At 38.0% G+C, this 15,853-nt stretch carries 18 protein-coding genes; 14 read left to right on the forward strand and 4 right to left on the reverse strand.

The features are described from left to right. Positions 1-64 precede the first annotated feature (64 nt). On the forward strand, positions 65-376 hold the full coding sequence (locus ACUN28_RS03225; RefSeq protein ID WP_000637523.1) for a heavy metal-binding domain-containing protein: 312 nt from the start codon (positions 65-67) through the stop codon (positions 374-376). 133 nt (positions 377-509) lie between these two features. Here the strand turns inward: ACUN28_RS03225 and abc-f are convergent, their stop codons facing one another. The 4 genes from abc-f to ACUN28_RS03245 all read right to left on the reverse strand — a co-directional run bounded on the left by abc-f (position 510) and on the right by ACUN28_RS03245 (position 4,273). Next, positions 510-2,144, reverse strand: coding sequence for a ribosomal protection-like ABC-F family protein (gene abc-f / locus ACUN28_RS03230; RefSeq protein ID WP_098405034.1), 1,635 nt, complete (start codon positions 2,142-2,144; stop codon positions 510-512). A 265-nt stretch (positions 2,145-2,409) separates the two neighbouring features. Then, positions 2,410-2,955 (reverse strand): flavodoxin family protein, encoded by a 546-nt coding sequence (locus ACUN28_RS03235; RefSeq protein ID WP_088084574.1) that lies wholly within the window; start codon positions 2,953-2,955, stop codon positions 2,410-2,412. Between the two features lie 4 nt (positions 2,956-2,959). Next, positions 2,960-3,328, reverse strand: a complete 369-nt coding sequence (locus ACUN28_RS03240) for a MerR family transcriptional regulator (RefSeq protein WP_016136017.1) — start codon at positions 3,326-3,328, stop codon at positions 2,960-2,962. A gap of 51 nt (positions 3,329-3,379) precedes the next feature. Continuing rightward, positions 3,380-4,273, reverse strand: coding sequence for a LysR family transcriptional regulator (locus ACUN28_RS03245; RefSeq protein WP_098405035.1), 894 nt, complete (start codon positions 4,271-4,273; stop codon positions 3,380-3,382). Between the two features lie 152 nt (positions 4,274-4,425). On the opposite strand from ACUN28_RS03245, the gene ACUN28_RS03250 reads away from it, so the two are divergent. From ACUN28_RS03250 to hprK, 13 genes are all read left to right on the forward strand, one after another. Beyond that, on the forward strand, positions 4,426-5,448 hold the full coding sequence (locus ACUN28_RS03250; RefSeq protein WP_016085583.1) for a YeiH family protein: 1,023 nt from the start codon (positions 4,426-4,428) through the stop codon (positions 5,446-5,448). 234 nt (positions 5,449-5,682) lie between these two features. Further along, entirely contained in the window at positions 5,683-5,880 is a 198-nt protein-coding gene (locus tag ACUN28_RS03255; protein ID WP_000538359.1) for a helix-turn-helix transcriptional regulator, read from the forward strand. 11 nt (positions 5,881-5,891) lie between these two features. Continuing rightward, a complete protein-coding gene (locus ACUN28_RS03260; RefSeq protein ID WP_098405036.1) occupies positions 5,892-6,281 on the forward strand; it encodes a hypothetical protein in 390 nt (129 codons plus the stop codon). Between the two features lie 19 nt (positions 6,282-6,300). After that, positions 6,301-6,522, forward strand: coding sequence for a hypothetical protein (locus ACUN28_RS03265; protein ID WP_016136014.1), 222 nt, complete (start codon positions 6,301-6,303; stop codon positions 6,520-6,522). A gap of 46 nt (positions 6,523-6,568) precedes the next feature. Further along, a complete protein-coding gene (locus ACUN28_RS03270; protein ID WP_000524131.1) occupies positions 6,569-6,796 on the forward strand; it encodes a hypothetical protein in 228 nt (75 codons plus the stop codon). 100 nt (positions 6,797-6,896) lie between these two features. Next, positions 6,897-7,658 (forward strand): MerR family transcriptional regulator, encoded by a 762-nt coding sequence (locus ACUN28_RS03275; RefSeq protein ID WP_116329443.1) that lies wholly within the window; start codon positions 6,897-6,899, stop codon positions 7,656-7,658. After that, positions 7,655-8,275: a hypothetical protein gene (locus ACUN28_RS03280; protein ID WP_098405038.1), complete on the forward strand. Its 621-nt coding sequence runs from the start codon at positions 7,655-7,657 to the stop codon at positions 8,273-8,275. The genes ACUN28_RS03275 and ACUN28_RS03280 overlap by 4 nt, the downstream gene beginning before the upstream one ends. 44 nt (positions 8,276-8,319) lie before the next feature. Further along, positions 8,320-8,751 carry a DUF4362 domain-containing protein gene (locus ACUN28_RS03285; protein ID WP_016136011.1) on the forward strand — a complete coding sequence of 144 codons (432 nt, stop codon included), beginning with the start codon at positions 8,320-8,322 and terminating at the stop codon, positions 8,749-8,751. Positions 8,752-8,903: 152 nt separating this feature from the next. Further along, entirely contained in the window at positions 8,904-10,880 is a 1,977-nt protein-coding gene (gene uvrB, locus ACUN28_RS03290; protein WP_016085590.1) for an excinuclease ABC subunit B, read from the forward strand. Positions 10,881-10,891: 11 nt separating this feature from the next. Then, complete coding sequence (gene uvrA, locus ACUN28_RS03295) at positions 10,892-13,762, forward strand: excinuclease ABC subunit UvrA (protein WP_016085591.1); 2,871 nt, start codon at positions 10,892-10,894, stop codon at positions 13,760-13,762. A gap of 60 nt (positions 13,763-13,822) precedes the next feature. After that, on the forward strand, positions 13,823-14,269 hold the full coding sequence (locus tag ACUN28_RS03300) for a DUF4275 family protein (protein ID WP_088084570.1): 447 nt from the start codon (positions 13,823-13,825) through the stop codon (positions 14,267-14,269). A gap of 114 nt (positions 14,270-14,383) precedes the next feature. Further along, entirely contained in the window at positions 14,384-14,764 is a 381-nt protein-coding gene (locus ACUN28_RS03305) for a phage holin family protein (RefSeq protein WP_001267308.1), read from the forward strand. A gap of 156 nt (positions 14,765-14,920) precedes the next feature. Continuing rightward, positions 14,921-15,850, forward strand: coding sequence for an HPr(Ser) kinase/phosphatase (gene hprK / locus ACUN28_RS03310; protein WP_001127251.1), 930 nt, complete (start codon positions 14,921-14,923; stop codon positions 15,848-15,850). The last annotated feature ends 3 nt before the right edge of the window (positions 15,851-15,853 follow it).

Raw genomic sequence — 15,853 nt, forward strand, 5'->3', positions numbered from 1 at the left:
TATAATTTGTACTGAATTAGTGCACCATAAGTAGGTGAAAATCTCATATGGGAGGCTATAAAGTATGATTGTAACAACAACGTCTACAATTCAAGGCAAAGAAATTATTGAGTATATCGATATCGTCAATGGAGAAGCGATTATGGGCGCGAATATCGTTCGTGACCTTTTCGCCTCTGTCCGTGACGTTGTCGGCGGTCGTGCAGGCGCTTATGAAAGTAAATTAAAAGAAGCGCGCGACATCGCAATGGAAGAAATGAAAACTTTCGCAAGACAAAAAAATGCGAATGCAATTGTGGGTATCGACGTGGATTACGAAGTAGTTCGCGAAGGAATGCTAATGGTTGCAGTGAGCGGGACTGCTGTTCGTATATAAAGTGAAAAGCCGTGCGGGTGCACGGCTTTTTGTTGTTATTACGTCTAACACGATAGATAGGACGATATTCTATGTCGAAGCCTCGATATTTCTTGGGAAATGCGGAAGGTCCCGTCGATATATAGGGAAGATACTAGAGTGCTTCTTTACATTTTCGGATTTGGACTAATAATGTTTCATATTTTTGTTCGAGAGATGTGATGTCATCGTGATGATTTGGTATGGAAATTCGGCTGATGATTTCTGTTAATTTTGTTTGTAATCGTAATAATTCTTGTTCAGTAACGTTTACAGAAGCATCGGTTGTTCTTTTTGTGTATTGCTCGTAATTACCGTGGAAGACTCTTGGTTCACTCTCATCTACTTGTAGAATATGGTCTGCAACAGAGCGAATAAAGGCACGGTCATGGCTAATGAAAAGTATTGTGCCAGGGTATTCTTGTAACATGATTTCTAATTCTTCTTGCGTCGCTAAGTCCAAATAGTTTGTCGGTTCATCGAGCAGAAGCATATTATAGTTTCCTAAAAATACTTTTGCGAGTGCAACCTTCATTCGTTCACCGCCGCTTAGAACGTGAACAGGTTTATGAACATCTTCACGGCGGAATAGGAGTCGTGCAAGTATTGTGCGAGCGAATGCTTCTGTATAGTTTGTTTCTTCTAGAACGTTTTCTAAAATGGTTTTATCTGTTTTTAAAATTGATAGTGTTTGTTCGAAGTATCCGATTTTACAGCTTTTCGATAGCTGTATGCCACGCTCGTTTGCGAGAAGCATGTTGAACAAAGTTGTTTTGCCGCTTCCATTTGCCCCTAAAACGGCAAGCTTTGCACCAGGAGCAATCGTTCCATTCATATTTGTAAATAGTGTGCGGTCGTCTATTTTCTTTGTTACTTTATTGAACTGTACTGCCACTTTACTATGAATGGGTGTATGGTATTGCACGTCAAACTGGGCCTGAGAAAGATCCTTTGGCTTTTCCTTCTTTTCTAGTTTTTCGAGACGTGTTTCTAATGCTTTCGCTGCTTTGCTAACCTTTTCTTGCCCATGAGCCCCGCTTAACTTATACAGTTTAGATTCAGATGAACTGAAACGTGTTGGGATTTTTGTCATGTTAGAAGCACGTTGCTTTCTTTGTAGAATGGACTGCTCTAAACGATTTTTTTCTTGTACATATTGCTCATATTCTGCTTGTTTTTGTGTTCGCTCACGTTCTTTTTGTTTTCGATAGTTTGAATAGTTTCCTTTATATTCTTGAATCATCCCGTCTTCAATTTCAATAATTTTTGTACATATATTATCTAAAAATTCACGATCATGCGATATTAAAACAAGAGCCCCTTTATAAGATAAAAGTGCCTTTTCTAATTGCTCTGTACCGATCATATCTAAGTGGCTTGTTGGTTCGTCAGCGAATAAAATGCCTGCCTCTTGCTCGAGAGCATGGGCAATCTTTAGACGCATTCGTTCACCGCCGCTCATTGAATTTGAGACGTTTGAAATATTCCATTTTCCTTTTGCAGGAGAAGAAGCGACCTCTGGTAATTCCTCGCTAATTTGAGGAATGATGCTGATAGAGCTATGATGAGTTACTATGCCTTTATCAGCTTCTATTTCTTTACTTAATATTTGTAATAACGTAGATTTACCAGCTCCGTTGACTCCGACAATTCCTATACGATCCCGTGCTTGAATTTCCAGTGATGGTAACGTAAATAGTGTGCGATCACCAAAGCCCTTTTCAATATTACGTGCGAATAAAATAGTCATAAAAAAACCTCCCTAGTTTCACTAGAGAGGATAAACGTCGCCCTTGCATGTAAAAAATCGTACATAAATAAACGATTTTTTACATGATCGTTTCGAAAGAAAGTATCGACAAATGGACAGACTAATCCCCTGCTAGTTTTCATCATTTTTGTTCACTATTTGTGATGGATGAAATAAATAAGAGAATTAGAACTTCATTGGTCAAAGTACCTTCCTTTCATAATATTACTTTTATTGTATGCGCATACAAAAGGGTTTGTCAAACTTATTTCTGTTTACTATTTTTGAATTTATTATTATACAATTGTGCTTTTGCTAGCGCCTCAGCATCATTTTGGATTTCATCTAATCCATTCGCATCTCCAATAACATACCCTTCAAATGATGAACCAACAAAATCAAAGATGTATTGGAACTGGGAGATAAGCGGTAATGCTTTTAGTTTCGGATTATCTCCACCAACGATGACCACGTACATTTTTTTGCCCTTCATTTTTTCTTTGAAATGAAGGGATGTATCACGCAAGCTTTGTGACCAGCGATCAACGAAGTTTTTCATATGTCCACTCATTCCGTACCAATATAATGGTGTAGCAAAGATAATCATGTCGTGCTCTAACATGCGTTTGGTTAACTGCTCGTAGTCATCATTTACAGGTTGGAATCCTTCTGCATCATGACGCTTATCTGTAATAGGATAGACTGTGTGATCACGTAAATAAATTTGTTCTGTTTCCATTCCATCAATCATCATATGTGTTAAAGCTTCCGTATTTCCGTTTTGTCTTGAACTGCCGTGTATAACAAACATGTAATCATTCCTTTTCTTTTGCTTGTTTTAGGAGTGAAACGTGTTGTTGCAAATTCTTTTGAATACTGGAAAGTAATGAAATTTGCTTTGTTACTTCATTGAGTTTATCTTCATAAAGCGTAAGGATACTGCTGCAAGGATTGTCGTACAGGTGTGGTTCAATTTCAAGGCAACGCAGCATCCTTGCCGTCTCTTCTAAATTTAAGCCAATTTGTAAGTACATTTGAATAAGTTCTACTTTTTTGATGGCATTTTCATCAAAATCACGGTAGCCATTTGTGAGGCGTTTAGAAGGGAGTAATCCCTTTTCCTCATAATGTCTTAGTGATCTTTCGCTAACGCCAGTTTCTTTTGATAACTCTCCAATTCGCAACGTGTTTCACTCCTTTTAAACGTATTGTAAACCTTCACACTAATGTGAAGGTCAACTCTGTTTTTTCGCAAAAGAACCTACATGATTTAAAAACACTTGAATAGCTTTAGACTGAATAAAGTATTTGCCACGCACGATGGAGAAGGGACGGATGAGTTGTTCATTTGGAACTTCGACGTGGAATAGCTCTTTTGCCAGTAGCTCTTTCCGTACAGTCCAATCAGAAAGTATAGCGATGCCAAGCCCAGCACTAACTGCTTCCTTCACGCTTTGAATACTACTGAATGTAAAGAATCGTTTCATTTTTAAATGGTGTTGATGAATAAAGCGATCACTATAAGCACGTGTTCCAGAACCACTTTCTCTTAATACCCATACTTGATCTTGGAGTGTGTTTTCATTTATTTCATTTGTGCGGAGCAGTGGATGATTTGGCGGAACGACGAGCTTCATTTCATCTTGCATAAATGTTTCAACGTCAACATCGGCATATACGACTTGCCCTTCAACTAAGCCGATATCAATTTGATTAGAGCGAAGGCTTTGCAAAACGTCTTCTGTATTTGAGATAAAAGTATGAACTTCGACGTGTGGATTTTCATTCGCATAGTTAGCTAGTATTTTTGGAAGTAAGTATTCGCCAATTGTAAAACTAGCACCGATGCGAAGAGTTCCTGTTACAACGTTATGTAATTCGTTAATTTCTTGTCTAGCATCTTCGTAAAGAGAGAGCATTTGCTTTGCGTGTATATATAAAATGTTTCCAGCCTCTGTCACTTGAACGTGCTTAGGAGAGCGCTGAATAAGTGTAGTGCCAAATTCGTTTTCTAAGTTGCGTATGTGCATACTTACGCCAGGTTGCGAGAGGTTTAATAATTCTGCTGCACGGGAGAAGTGTTTCTGTTCAACGACAGTAACAAAAATCTTTAAAATGTCTACGTTCATATAATGGGATCCTTTCGTTTTTCTATCATCTTATCATAAGTATTTCTGATGATAGAGATTCAATATTGATATTAAACTTATTATAGAAACTCTCTTATAATGTAAGTAGAAAGAACATGCATGTTCCAATACGATTATTGGGGTGGTACAAAGTGGAACAAACACTTGTTATACAAAAGAAAAAGGGCTTTGGATTTTCGCAAGGAATTGGGATTACATTATTAATCGCAATTGTCGCGAAATATTTAGCAGAGCTTCCATTTTTAAATATTATGGGACAATTAGTAATTGCTATTCTAATTGGGATGGTTTGGCGAGCAGCTATCGGAGTTCCGCAAGAAGCGATAGCTGGAACGAATTTCGCGAGTAAGAAGTTGCTTCGCTTTGGGATCATCTTACTTGGAATGCGGTTAAATCTTGTTGATATTGCGAAGGCGGGACCGAAAGTATTGGTCATCGCAGCGGTTGTTATTACATTTACGATTTTCGTTGTATATGGACTAACGAAAGTATTCAAAGTAGAAAAGAAACTTGGAATTTTAACAGCATGCGGAACAGCAATTTGCGGGGCGGCTGCGGTCGTGGCAATTGCACCGCAAGTGAAAGCGAAGGATGAAGAAACGGCAGTTGGAGCAGCAATTATTGCAATTTTAGGTACGATATTTACACTTATTTATACGCTATTATACCCAGTGCTCGGCTTTTCTCCGTACGGTTACGGTGTATTCTCAGGGGCGACGCTTCATGAAATCGCTCATGTCATCGCAGCTGCGGCGCCAGGGGGAAGCGCGGCTGTAGACATCGCAGTTATCGTGAAATTAACGCGCGTTGCAATGCTTGTACCAGTAGCGATTTTAATCGGATTATGGTTTGGTAAGAGCGAGGGAAGCGAAGAAAAAAGATCGTGGCGTGACCTTCCAATTCCTTGGTTCATCTTCGGATTTTTAGCGATGAGTGCAGTGCATTCACTTGGAATTATTCCAGAAGTTGTCGCGGGCTATATTGTGGTCATTGCTTATATGTTAATTGCAATGGCGATGGCAGGGCTCGGCTTAAATGTAGAGTTTAAAACGTTCCGTAAATTAGGAAGTAAAGCATTCGTCGCGGGGCTAATCGGCTCGGTTTGCTTATCGGTTCTTGGATACGTTCTTGTCTGGGGATTAGGATTTATGTAGTAGGATGAAAAAGCTGTTCCCAAAGGTATTTGGGGACAGCTTTTTCTTATGATTATAGCGCTACGGATGTCGATATATTAAAAAATCGCTGATATAAATTGAATTACTTTTGTACTTTGTTAGAGTAGATGTTCAGTGAAACGTTTTTCTAAAATTTGTAAAGATATCTTTACTTATAACTGGAAAATATTTATAATTCAAGTAAAGATATCTTTACTTTTGAAGGTGGAGCCTATGGGTGTAAAAAATAAAATTAAAGAATTAAGAAAGCAACATCATATAACACAAGTGGAAATGGCAAAGGCGATGCAGGTGACACGGCAGACAATCGTGGCGATTGAAAACCATCATTACAACCCGAGTCTAGAGTTATCCCTAAAAATCGCCAAATATTTTGGAGTGAAGGTGGAAGAGATATTTACGCTAGAGTAAGGGGAGAGAAGATGGACAATGCTAGAAAGTTATATGTCGGTTTGTTTTTTGGATTGTTGTTGGGAGACATCGTAGTTCGTATTATGAATCCAGCTATGCCAATTTTACCGCTCGTAGTGAGTAACGTTTTAGCAATTGTATTTTTGACAGTGTATGTGTATTACAAAAAGCGTAAGTACAGAAAAGAAGAACTTCCCGATATAGATGAGCGAGTAAATGAAAATATAAAAAAGCATGTAAACGTCTCATTTGTATTCGCATTTCTGTTGCTTATTGTTTATATTGTTGCGAGTAAAGCAATAGGCAGGGCTGTTATACCTGTGCAAGAGATATTGATAATATGTAGTTCCTTATTTGCAGGTAGTCTCATCATAGGAGTTATGGTAGGGAAACGAGCATAGCGATAGGAGGAATGAAAAAATGCAGGATGAGTTTGAGAGATTCCAGTCAGATAAAGCGTTTAAATATGTAGGATTATTTTTTACGATTAGTTTAGCGATATGGGGTTTATATAATTTAATTGTTGATGGAAATGCTGGTATGCCGTTTGTTTTATTTGTACTAGGGCAGTGGGTGTATTTTCTTGTGAACTATTGGCCGAAGTGGAGATATAGAAATAGTAAAGAGGCTGATCGTGTATGAGTTTGGCATCGCCTGAGTAAGGCATAAATAGAAAAGGGGAACTGGGATGGGATTACCGGTGTTATGTGTCGCTACAGCTATATTTGCGCTTCTTTGGGGAATGCAAAATTTTTCTCGTAATCCAGTGCCGAGTATTTGTATTATGATTGGTACTGTAGGTTTATCGTATTATTTATTATTATTAGCCCATTATCATAAAACGGCAACGAGTGTTGTTGTTGGGGCACTTATTTTATTTTGTGGGCGTGCCATACAAAAGGGATTATTTCCATAAAAGCTGTTTATACAAAGAGTATAAACAGCTTTTTGTATTTTTTTTACAAAACACTTGAAAGTTACGTAACGTCATCTTTTATAATGAAGGGGAAGAGGTGATGGTAGTGATTTCAATACAGCAATTGACGAGAGAAACAGGGGTTACGGTACGTACATTACGTTATTATGATCAAATAGATTTATTAAAGCCAAGTGGGAAAACAGAGGGGGGACATCGGTTATATAGTGAAGCTGATGTCATTCGTTTGCAACAAATTTTATTTTTAAAAGAAATGGGATTTTCATTAAAAGAAACTGCGAATATGTTAGTAAAAGGTGAACTGAATTTAAAGGATTCGCTTGAAAAACAACTTCGATTTGTACAGGAAGAACAAAAGAAATTTAATCAAATGGAGCGTGTTTTACAAGCGGTTGTTTATTCGGTAGATGTAGAGGGAGAACTCGATTGGAAAGTTATGTTTGAACTTATTCAGCTTTCAAAACAGTCTCCTCGTATACGTGAAATATTTCAAAATGAAGTATTTTCAAAGGAAGAACAAAAATTGCTTCATAACTTACCAAAGATGAGTGAAGAAGATCCGAATGTTTTAGAATGGGTAGATTTATTAAAGCAATTACGTCATTTTATGAAAGATGGTAAGGAAGCAGGGAGTGATGAGGTACAAGAGGCAACGAAGAAATTAATGCAGAAGTGTTTAGAAATGGCTAATGGTGACGAAGCGTTTTTAGATAAGTTATGGGAAGTTAGAAAATCGAAGGAAGATTCACAGAAAATGAGCATGTATCCAATTGAAGAAGAACTTTTAGTATATATGGATGAGGCTTTTCGTATTTATGATGAAAGGGAGAAGAATAAATGAGTATACTCGCAGAATATCGTTGGTATTTTTTAATTGGGGCGGAAATTGTATTTTGGTTATCAGCTATCGGTTTCTTTTTACTCCGTTACGGATTCCGTTTGAAAAAGGCGAGTTTTATTATGGGGATTGTACTCCTCGTAAATGAAGTGTTTATTTTAACTTTAGGGGCAGTGGACTATTATCAAACAGGAAAGTTCTCTAACTTTCAAATTATTACTGTAATTATTTTATTGTATGCAGTCTTTTACGGGAAAAAGGATTTGAAGAAGCTCGATATATTTGCGCGAAAATTAGTTGCGAAATGGCGGAATGAGCCGGCGCCTATTATAGAAGAACAGGTAGAATTAACAGGTATGGCCTATGCGAAGCAGGAAGTGAAAAATTTGGTAGTACATCTTGTTTTATTCGTTGGTGTGCACATATTCTTTTTCTTCGCGTACGGATTGATTCCATTTGAACAATGGGGCAATTGGTTAGAGTCAGGAATTGTTTTAAATAAAGCTGCAAGTCGCGTGAGCCAAGTGTGGGCAATTATATTTTTAGTTGATACAGCGATTTCATTTTCATATGTGATTTTTCCGAAGAAGGAGAAAGGAAAAGAAAAGCTACTTTCATAGTTGAAAGTAGCTTTTGGGTATACAAATAATTTTTATAGGAGAGGATGACAATAGGAAGAAGAATCAGTTTTATATGTCTATTTCTTTTTAGTTTAGTAGCATGTTCACCATCTAACACTACAATTGATAAGAAGAACGATGTCATTGTAAAGGGAACCAGGATTTCCAATCTAGATAAATTTGAAAAGTTCGTTTGGAATGTCGAGCAAAGGGAAGTTGATAAAATAAGAATTGTACAGTATACCCTTGAAGGGGACCCGATTTTTCAAACGTTAGAGTATAGTGGGAACGATATATTTTATGTGTCAGATAATAGAAAAGACAAATTTGCTGGGAAGGATAAAGGGTTACATAAAGATAGCTGTAAAAGGATTGTTAAAGAGCAACGTGAATCACAAACGGCTTATAGGTTAATAGACTGTGCGAATGAAAATGGGCGCAATGGATATGACTTATTATATGTACCTAAAAAATAGAGTTAGTAGAGGAAGGAAGATTTGACTCCTTCCTTTTTCTATGTATATATTGTCGAAAATTTTACCGAATATCTGTTCGTTTTTTTAGGTTTTTTATGGGCATTCGTGGTAAAATAATAATACAGATTTTTTATGAGGAGGTCGGATTTTACTTGGAACATCAATTTGAAATTATCTCAGCGTATTCCCCGCAAGGTGATCAGCCGGTAGCTATAGAGAAGCTTGTAGAAGGAATTAATAGTGGAAAGAAAAAGCAAGTGTTGCTTGGAGCGACAGGGACGGGTAAGACATTTACGATTTCAAATGTCATTAAAGAAGTGCAGAAGCCAACACTTGTCATGGCTCATAATAAAACGTTAGCGGGACAGTTATATAGTGAGTTGAAAGACTTTTTCCCGAATAATGCAGTTGAGTATTTTGTTAGTTATTACGATTATTATCAGCCGGAAGCGTATGTGCCACAAACAGATACGTTTATTGAAAAAGACGCGCAGATTAATGATGAAATTGATAAATTGCGTCACTCAGCAACGTCTTCATTATTTGAACGGGATGATGTGATTATTGTTGCGAGTGTTTCGTGTATATATGGTTTAGGTTCTCCAGAAGAATACCGCGAGTTAGTTGTTTCACTTCGAGTTGGTATGGAAAAGGACCGTAATCAATTGCTTCGTGAACTTGTTGATGTGCAGTATGGACGTAATGATATTGATTTCAAGCGTGGTACATTCCGTGTGCGCGGAGATGTAGTTGAAATCTTCCCAGCATCACTTGACGAGCATTGTATTCGAATTGAATTTTTCGGCGATGAAATTGATCGTATTCGCGAAGTAAATGCGTTAACAGGTGAAGTATTAGCAGAACGTGATCATGTAGCAATCTTCCCAGCATCTCACTTCGTTACACGTGAAGAAAAGATGAAGGTCGCTATTGAAAATATCGAAAAAGAATTAGAAGAGCGTTTAAAGGAATTAAATGATAATGGCAAGTTGTTAGAAGCGCAGCGTATAGAGCAACGTACACGTTATGATTTAGAAATGATGCGCGAGATGGGCTTTTGTTCAGGGATTGAAAACTATTCCCGCCATTTAACGCTTCGACCAGCAGGTGCAACGCCGTATACGTTATTAGACTATTTCCCGGAAGATTTCTTAATCGTTATGGATGAGTCGCACGTATCAGTACCGCAAGTAAGAGCGATGTATAACGGGGACCAAGCACGTAAGCAAGTGCTTGTGGATCATGGATTCCGTCTGCCATCAGCTTTAGATAATAGACCGCTCATGTTTGATGAATTTGAAGAGAAAACGAATCAAGTTATTTACGTTTCGGCAACGCCAGGACCGTATGAGTTAGAGCAGTCACCAGAAGTAATAGAACAAATTATTCGTCCAACAGGGCTTTTAGATCCACCAATCGATATACGACCAATTGAAGGGCAAATTGACGATTTATTAGGAGAGATTCAAGATCGCATTGCGAAAAATGAACGTGTATTAATTACGACTTTAACGAAGAAGATGTCAGAGGATTTAACGGACTACTTAAAAGATGTAGGAATTAAAGTGAACTATCTTCACTCTGAAATTAAAACGTTAGAACGTATTGAAATTATCCGTGATCTTCGCCTTGGTAAGTTTGATGTACTTGTTGGTATTAACTTATTACGAGAAGGGTTAGATATTCCAGAAGTATCACTTGTAGCTATTTTAGATGCTGATAAAGAAGGTTTCTTGCGTTCAGAGCGTTCGTTAATTCAAACAATCGGTCGTGCGGCACGTAATGAAAATGGCCGCGTTATTATGTACGCAGATCGTATAACGAGATCAATGGGAATTGCGATTGAAGAAACGCAGCGTCGTCGTACTATACAAGAAGCTTACAATAAAGAGCATGGTATTACGCCGAAAACGATTCAAAAAGGCGTGCGTGATGTAATCCGGGCAACGACAGCTGCTGAAGAGCCAGAAACATATGAAGCAGCGCCAGCTAAGAAGATGACGAAAAAAGAGCGTGAAAAGACAATTACGAAGATGGAAGCAGAGATGAAAGAGGCAGCAAAAGCGTTAGATTTCGAGCGTGCAGCTGAATTAAGAGATTTACTATTAGAATTAAAAGCGGAAGGGTGAAAAGAGTGAGCGTGAGTAAGGATTTTATTGTTGTAAAAGGTGCTAGAGCACATAACTTAAAAAATATTGATGTAACCATTCCGAGAAATCAGCTTGTTGTTGTAACGGGATTGTCTGGTTCAGGGAAGTCATCATTAGCGTTTGATACGATTTACGCAGAAGGGCAGCGCAGATACGTAGAATCGTTATCTGCGTATGCGCGCCAGTTTTTAGGACAAATGGATAAGCCAGATGTAGATACGATTGAAGGATTGTCACCAGCGATTTCAATCGATCAAAAAACGACGAGTCGTAATCCTCGTTCAACAGTTGGAACGGTCACAGAGATTTATGATTATTTACGTTTATTATTTGCGCGAATTGGTACGCCGATTTGTCCGAATCATGGCATTGAAATTACATCACAAACAGTAGAGCAAATGGTAGACCGTGTACTTGAATATCCTGAACGTACGAAATTACAAGTGTTAGCTCCTATCGTTTCTGGGCGTAAAGGTGCGCACGTGAAAGTGCTTGAAGATATTAAGAAGCAAGGGTATGTTCGTGTACGTGTTGATGGTGAAATGCTTGATGTATCTGAAGATATTGCGTTAGATAAAAATAAGAAGCATTCTATCGAAGTTGTAATTGACCGTATTGTTGTAAAAGAAGGGATTGCAAGCCGTCTTGCGGATTCTCTTGAAAGTGCATTAAAGCTTGGCGGGGGACGAGTGTTAATCGATGTAATGGGAGAAGAGGAACTTCTGTTTAGTGAACATCATGCTTGTCCGCATTGTGGTTTTTCAATCGGAGAATTAGAGCCGCGTATGTTCTCATTCAACAGTCCGTTTGGGGCATGTCCTTCTTGTGATGGACTTGGTTCAAAGTTAGAGGTAGATTTAGAACTTGTTATCCCGAACTGGGATTTATCATTAAATGAACATGCGATTGCGCCTTGGGAACCGACAAGCTCACAATATTACCCACAGCTTTTACAATCTGTATGTAATCATTACGGCGTTGATATGGATATGCCTGTGAAAGATATACCGAAAGATTTATTTGATAAAGTGTTGTACGGAAGCGGAGAAGAGAAAGTTTATTTCCGCTATGTAAATGAATTTGGTCAAGTAAAGGAAAATGAGATTTTATTTGAAGGTGTTATTCCAAATATCGAACGTCGTTATCGTGAAACGAGTTCTGATTATATTCGTGAGCAAATGGAGAAATATATGGCAGAGCAAGCTTGTCCGAAGTGTAAAGGTGGACGCTTAAAGCCTGAGAGTTTAGCTGTTTTCGTTGGTGATAAAACGATTGCTGACGTAACGAAGTATTCTGTTCAAGAAGTACAGGAATTCTTCTCAAATGTGGAGCTAACGGAGAAACAACAAAAAATTGCTCATTTAATTTTAAGAGAAATTCAGGAGCGCGTTGGATTCTTAGTAAACGTCGGTTTAGACTATTTAACGTTAAGTCGTGCTGCAGGAACTTTATCAGGTGGTGAGGCACAGCGTATTCGTTTAGCGACACAAATCGGTTCTCGTCTGACTGGCGTACTTTACATTCTTGATGAGCCTTCTATCGGTTTGCATCAGCGCGATAACGATCGTCTTATTCGCACATTGCAAGAAATGCGCGATTTAGGAAATACGTTAATTGTCGTTGAACATGATGAAGATACGATGATGGCTGCTGATTATTTACTTGATATCGGACCTGGTGCTGGTATTCACGGTGGTCAAGTTGTATCAGCGGGGACGCCAGCTGAAGTGATGCAAGATGAAAATTCATTAACAGGGAAGTATTTAAGCGGTAAAGAGTTTATTCCGGTTCCACTTGAAAGACGTAAGGGTGACGGACGTAAAGTGGAAATCATCGGTGCAAAAGAGAATAACTTAAAGAACGCCAAGATGTCATTCCCACTTGGTACGTTTGTAGCGGTAACGGGTGTATCTGGTTCTGGTAAAAGTACGATGATTAATGAAGTATTATATAAATCGTTAGCGCAAAAATTATATAAAGCGAAAGCGAAGCCAGGTACTCATAAAGAGATTAAAGGTCTTGAGCATTTAGATAAAGTAATCGATATTGATCAATCGCCAATCGGTCGTACACCACGTTCTAATCCAGCTACGTATACAGGTGTATTCGATGATATTCGTGATGTGTTTGCACAAACGAATGAAGCGAAAGTGCGCGGATATCAAAAAGGACGTTTCAGCTTTAATGTAAAAGGTGGACGTTGTGAAGCGTGCCGTGGTGATGGGATTATTAAAATCGAAATGCACTTCTTACCAGACGTATACGTTCCGTGTGAAGTTTGTCATGGTAAACGATACAATCGTGAAACGTTAGAAGTGAAGTATAAAGATAAGAACATTTCTGAAGTGTTAGGGATGACAATTGAGGACGGGGTAGAATTCTTCGCTAATATCCCGAAAATTAAGCGTAAACTCCAAACGCTTGTAGACGTTGGGCTTGGTTATATGAAATTAGGGCAACCAGCTACGACGTTATCTGGAGGAGAAGCACAGCGCGTGAAACTAGCTTCTGAATTACACCGTCGTTCTACAGGACGTACGCTATACATTTTAGATGAGCCAACGACTGGTTTACATGCGCATGATATCGCACGTCTTCTAGAAGTGTTGCAGCGCCTTGTTGAGAGTGGTGAAACAGTACTTGTGATTGAACATAATTTAGATGTAATTAAAACAGCTGATTATATCGTTGACCTTGGACCAGAGGGCGGGGACAAAGGTGGACAAATCGTTGCTTCCGGAACACCAGAGCAAGTAGTAAAAGAAGAGCGCTCATATACAGGTAAGTATTTAAAAGATATTTTAGTTCGTGATAAAGCGAGAATGAAAGAGAAAATAAAAGAAGTAGAGTTATCACAATAAGTGTATGAATAAAAACCGAGTGGAAATGACACTCGGTTTTTATTTCGTAGGGGGGAGAAGATGGAGTTCTTAGAAGGATTAAAGAAGAACATGAAGGTAAGAGAGTTTCAAAAGTGGGGTGTATATTTTCGCAAGCGCTGGGAGGATCATTTTGCAAATCATTTAAGCGATGAGGAGAAAGAAGACATTTTCCTTTACGGAGATAAGTATGCATGTGGTTATCTATGGCACATATTTAGTTATGAGAAAAAGAAGTGTTTAGAGGGTAAAGAAGCAGAGAACGCGTTTCATAATGAAGTGAAAAAGGATTGTTATGTATTCTATCAACATTGTGACGACGTACTGCTAATAAAGGATTCGAGCTTATTGCATATAGATGATATATTAAGGGAGACGGACGATGCATATAAAGGTGATATTTATATTGTAGATAAAGAGTTCACTTGGACCTTTGTGAAAACGCATGAGCATGGATGGTATGGCCCTTATTTCACAAAGAAATGTTAGTAGGTATACAAGCATGAAGAATAGAATAGGTTGATATAAGTGTTTGCATGATACTTGCGTTTATTAGCTATTAGCGTATGATGAAATATATATGTCAAAAGGATGTGTAAGAAAATGAGATGGATTGTATCACTTCTTGTAAATAGCGTTGTGTTAATCGCTGTATCGGGACTTTTAAAAGGGATTGCACCAGACGCGTTTTACGTAGCAAATATACAAACTGCAATTATTGCGAGTATTATCTTGGCTGTTTTAAATGTATTCGTAAAACCGTTTTTAATTTTAATTACGTTACCAATTACTGTTGTAACTTTCGGGTTCTTCTTAATTGTTATTAATGCGATTACGTTAAAAATAGCAGATTCATTATTAGGAGATGCATTTAATATATCAGGGTTTGGTGTAGCGATCGTTGCAGCAATTTGTATTTCAATTTTTAATATGATTATTGAAAAGGCAATTGTGGAACCGCTATATGAAAAAAAGAGAAAATGACAAAAAGAAAAACATTTCATTGTTTGTATGAAATGTTTTTTTCTATTTATTAGAAACCGTATTTCTTGTTTCCAGAAAAAAATGGTACAATATCCGGTAGAATGGAATTTTACATCAAATGAGACTGAACCCGCAGCGGAGTGGAGGTTTATACATATGCCGAAAGTAAGGACAAAAGATTTAATTGAACAATTTCAATTGGAGTTAATAAGTGGTGAAGAAGGAATTCATCGTCCGATTGATACAAGTGATTTATCACGACCTGGAATTGAAATGGCAGGATTTTTTACTTATTATCCAGCTGATCGTGTACAGCTTCTTGGAAAGACGGAGCTTACGTTCTTTGATACGTTAACAACAGAGCAAAAACAAGAGAGAATGAAAGCGCTTTGTACCGAGGAGACACCATGTATTATTATAACTCGTAATCAAGATGTACCAGATGAGTTATTACAAGCATCACGTGAATCAGGCATGCCTTTATTACGTTCTTCTCAAACGACAACGAGATTATCAAGTCGTTTAACCAATTATTTAGAAGGTAAGTTAGCACCAACAACTGCTGTTCATGGTGTATTAGTAGATATTTACGGTGTTGGTGTTTTAATTACAGGTCAAAGTGGTGTTGGTAAAAGTGAGACAGCTCTTGAACTTGTGAAGCGTGGTCACCGCCTTGTTGCGGATGATAGTGTAGAAATTCGCCAAGAAGATGAAGACACATTAGTAGGAAGCTCACCAGATTTAATTGAGCATTTATTAGAAATTCGTGGTCTAGGTATCATTAACGTGATGACGTTATTCGGTGCAGGGGCAGTGCGAAATTATAAGCGTATTACGCTTGTTATTAATCTTGAAATTTGGGATCAAAAGAAAAATTATGATCGCTTAGGTCTTGATGAAGAGAAGATGAAAATTATTGATACAGAACTTACGAAGATTACACTTCCAGTTCGTCCTGGTCGAAACTTGGCTGTTATTATTGAAGTAGCAGCGATGAACTTCCGTTTAAAACGTATGGGAGTCAATGCAGCACAGCAGTTCTCAGAACGATTAATGAGTGCGATTGAATTAGGGAATCAGGAGTAAACT

The organism is Bacillus sp. WC2507 (genome assembly GCF_052656125.1).

What these genes read in the sequence shown, in the direction of transcription:
- hprK (WP_001127251.1), top strand. Translation starts at nt 14,921, where the DNA reads ATGCCGAAAGTAAGGACAAAAGATTTAATTGAACAATTTCAATTGGAG.
- ACUN28_RS03245 (WP_098405035.1), bottom strand. Translation starts at nt 4,273, where the DNA reads ATGAACGTAGACATTTTAAAGATTTTTGTTACTGTCGTTGAACAGAAA.
- ACUN28_RS03255 (WP_000538359.1), top strand. Translation starts at nt 5,683, where the DNA reads ATGGGTGTAAAAAATAAAATTAAAGAATTAAGAAAGCAACATCATATA.
- ACUN28_RS03285 (WP_016136011.1), top strand. Translation starts at nt 8,320, where the DNA reads ATGACAATAGGAAGAAGAATCAGTTTTATATGTCTATTTCTTTTTAGT.
- ACUN28_RS03225 (WP_000637523.1), top strand. Translation starts at nt 65, where the DNA reads ATGATTGTAACAACAACGTCTACAATTCAAGGCAAAGAAATTATTGAG.
- ACUN28_RS03280 (WP_098405038.1), top strand. Translation starts at nt 7,655, where the DNA reads ATGAGTATACTCGCAGAATATCGTTGGTATTTTTTAATTGGGGCGGAA.
- ACUN28_RS03275 (WP_116329443.1), top strand. Translation starts at nt 6,897, where the DNA reads ATGGTAGTGATTTCAATACAGCAATTGACGAGAGAAACAGGGGTTACG.
- ACUN28_RS03260 (WP_098405036.1), top strand. Translation starts at nt 5,892, where the DNA reads ATGGACAATGCTAGAAAGTTATATGTCGGTTTGTTTTTTGGATTGTTG.
- ACUN28_RS03270 (WP_000524131.1), top strand. Translation starts at nt 6,569, where the DNA reads ATGGGATTACCGGTGTTATGTGTCGCTACAGCTATATTTGCGCTTCTT.
- ACUN28_RS03305 (WP_001267308.1), top strand. Translation starts at nt 14,384, where the DNA reads ATGAGATGGATTGTATCACTTCTTGTAAATAGCGTTGTGTTAATCGCT.
- ACUN28_RS03235 (WP_088084574.1), bottom strand. Translation starts at nt 2,955, where the DNA reads ATGTTTGTTATACACGGCAGTTCAAGACAAAACGGAAATACGGAAGCT.
- ACUN28_RS03300 (WP_088084570.1), top strand. Translation starts at nt 13,823, where the DNA reads ATGGAGTTCTTAGAAGGATTAAAGAAGAACATGAAGGTAAGAGAGTTT.
- abc-f (WP_098405034.1), bottom strand. Translation starts at nt 2,144, where the DNA reads ATGACTATTTTATTCGCACGTAATATTGAAAAGGGCTTTGGTGATCGC.
- ACUN28_RS03265 (WP_016136014.1), top strand. Translation starts at nt 6,301, where the DNA reads ATGCAGGATGAGTTTGAGAGATTCCAGTCAGATAAAGCGTTTAAATAT.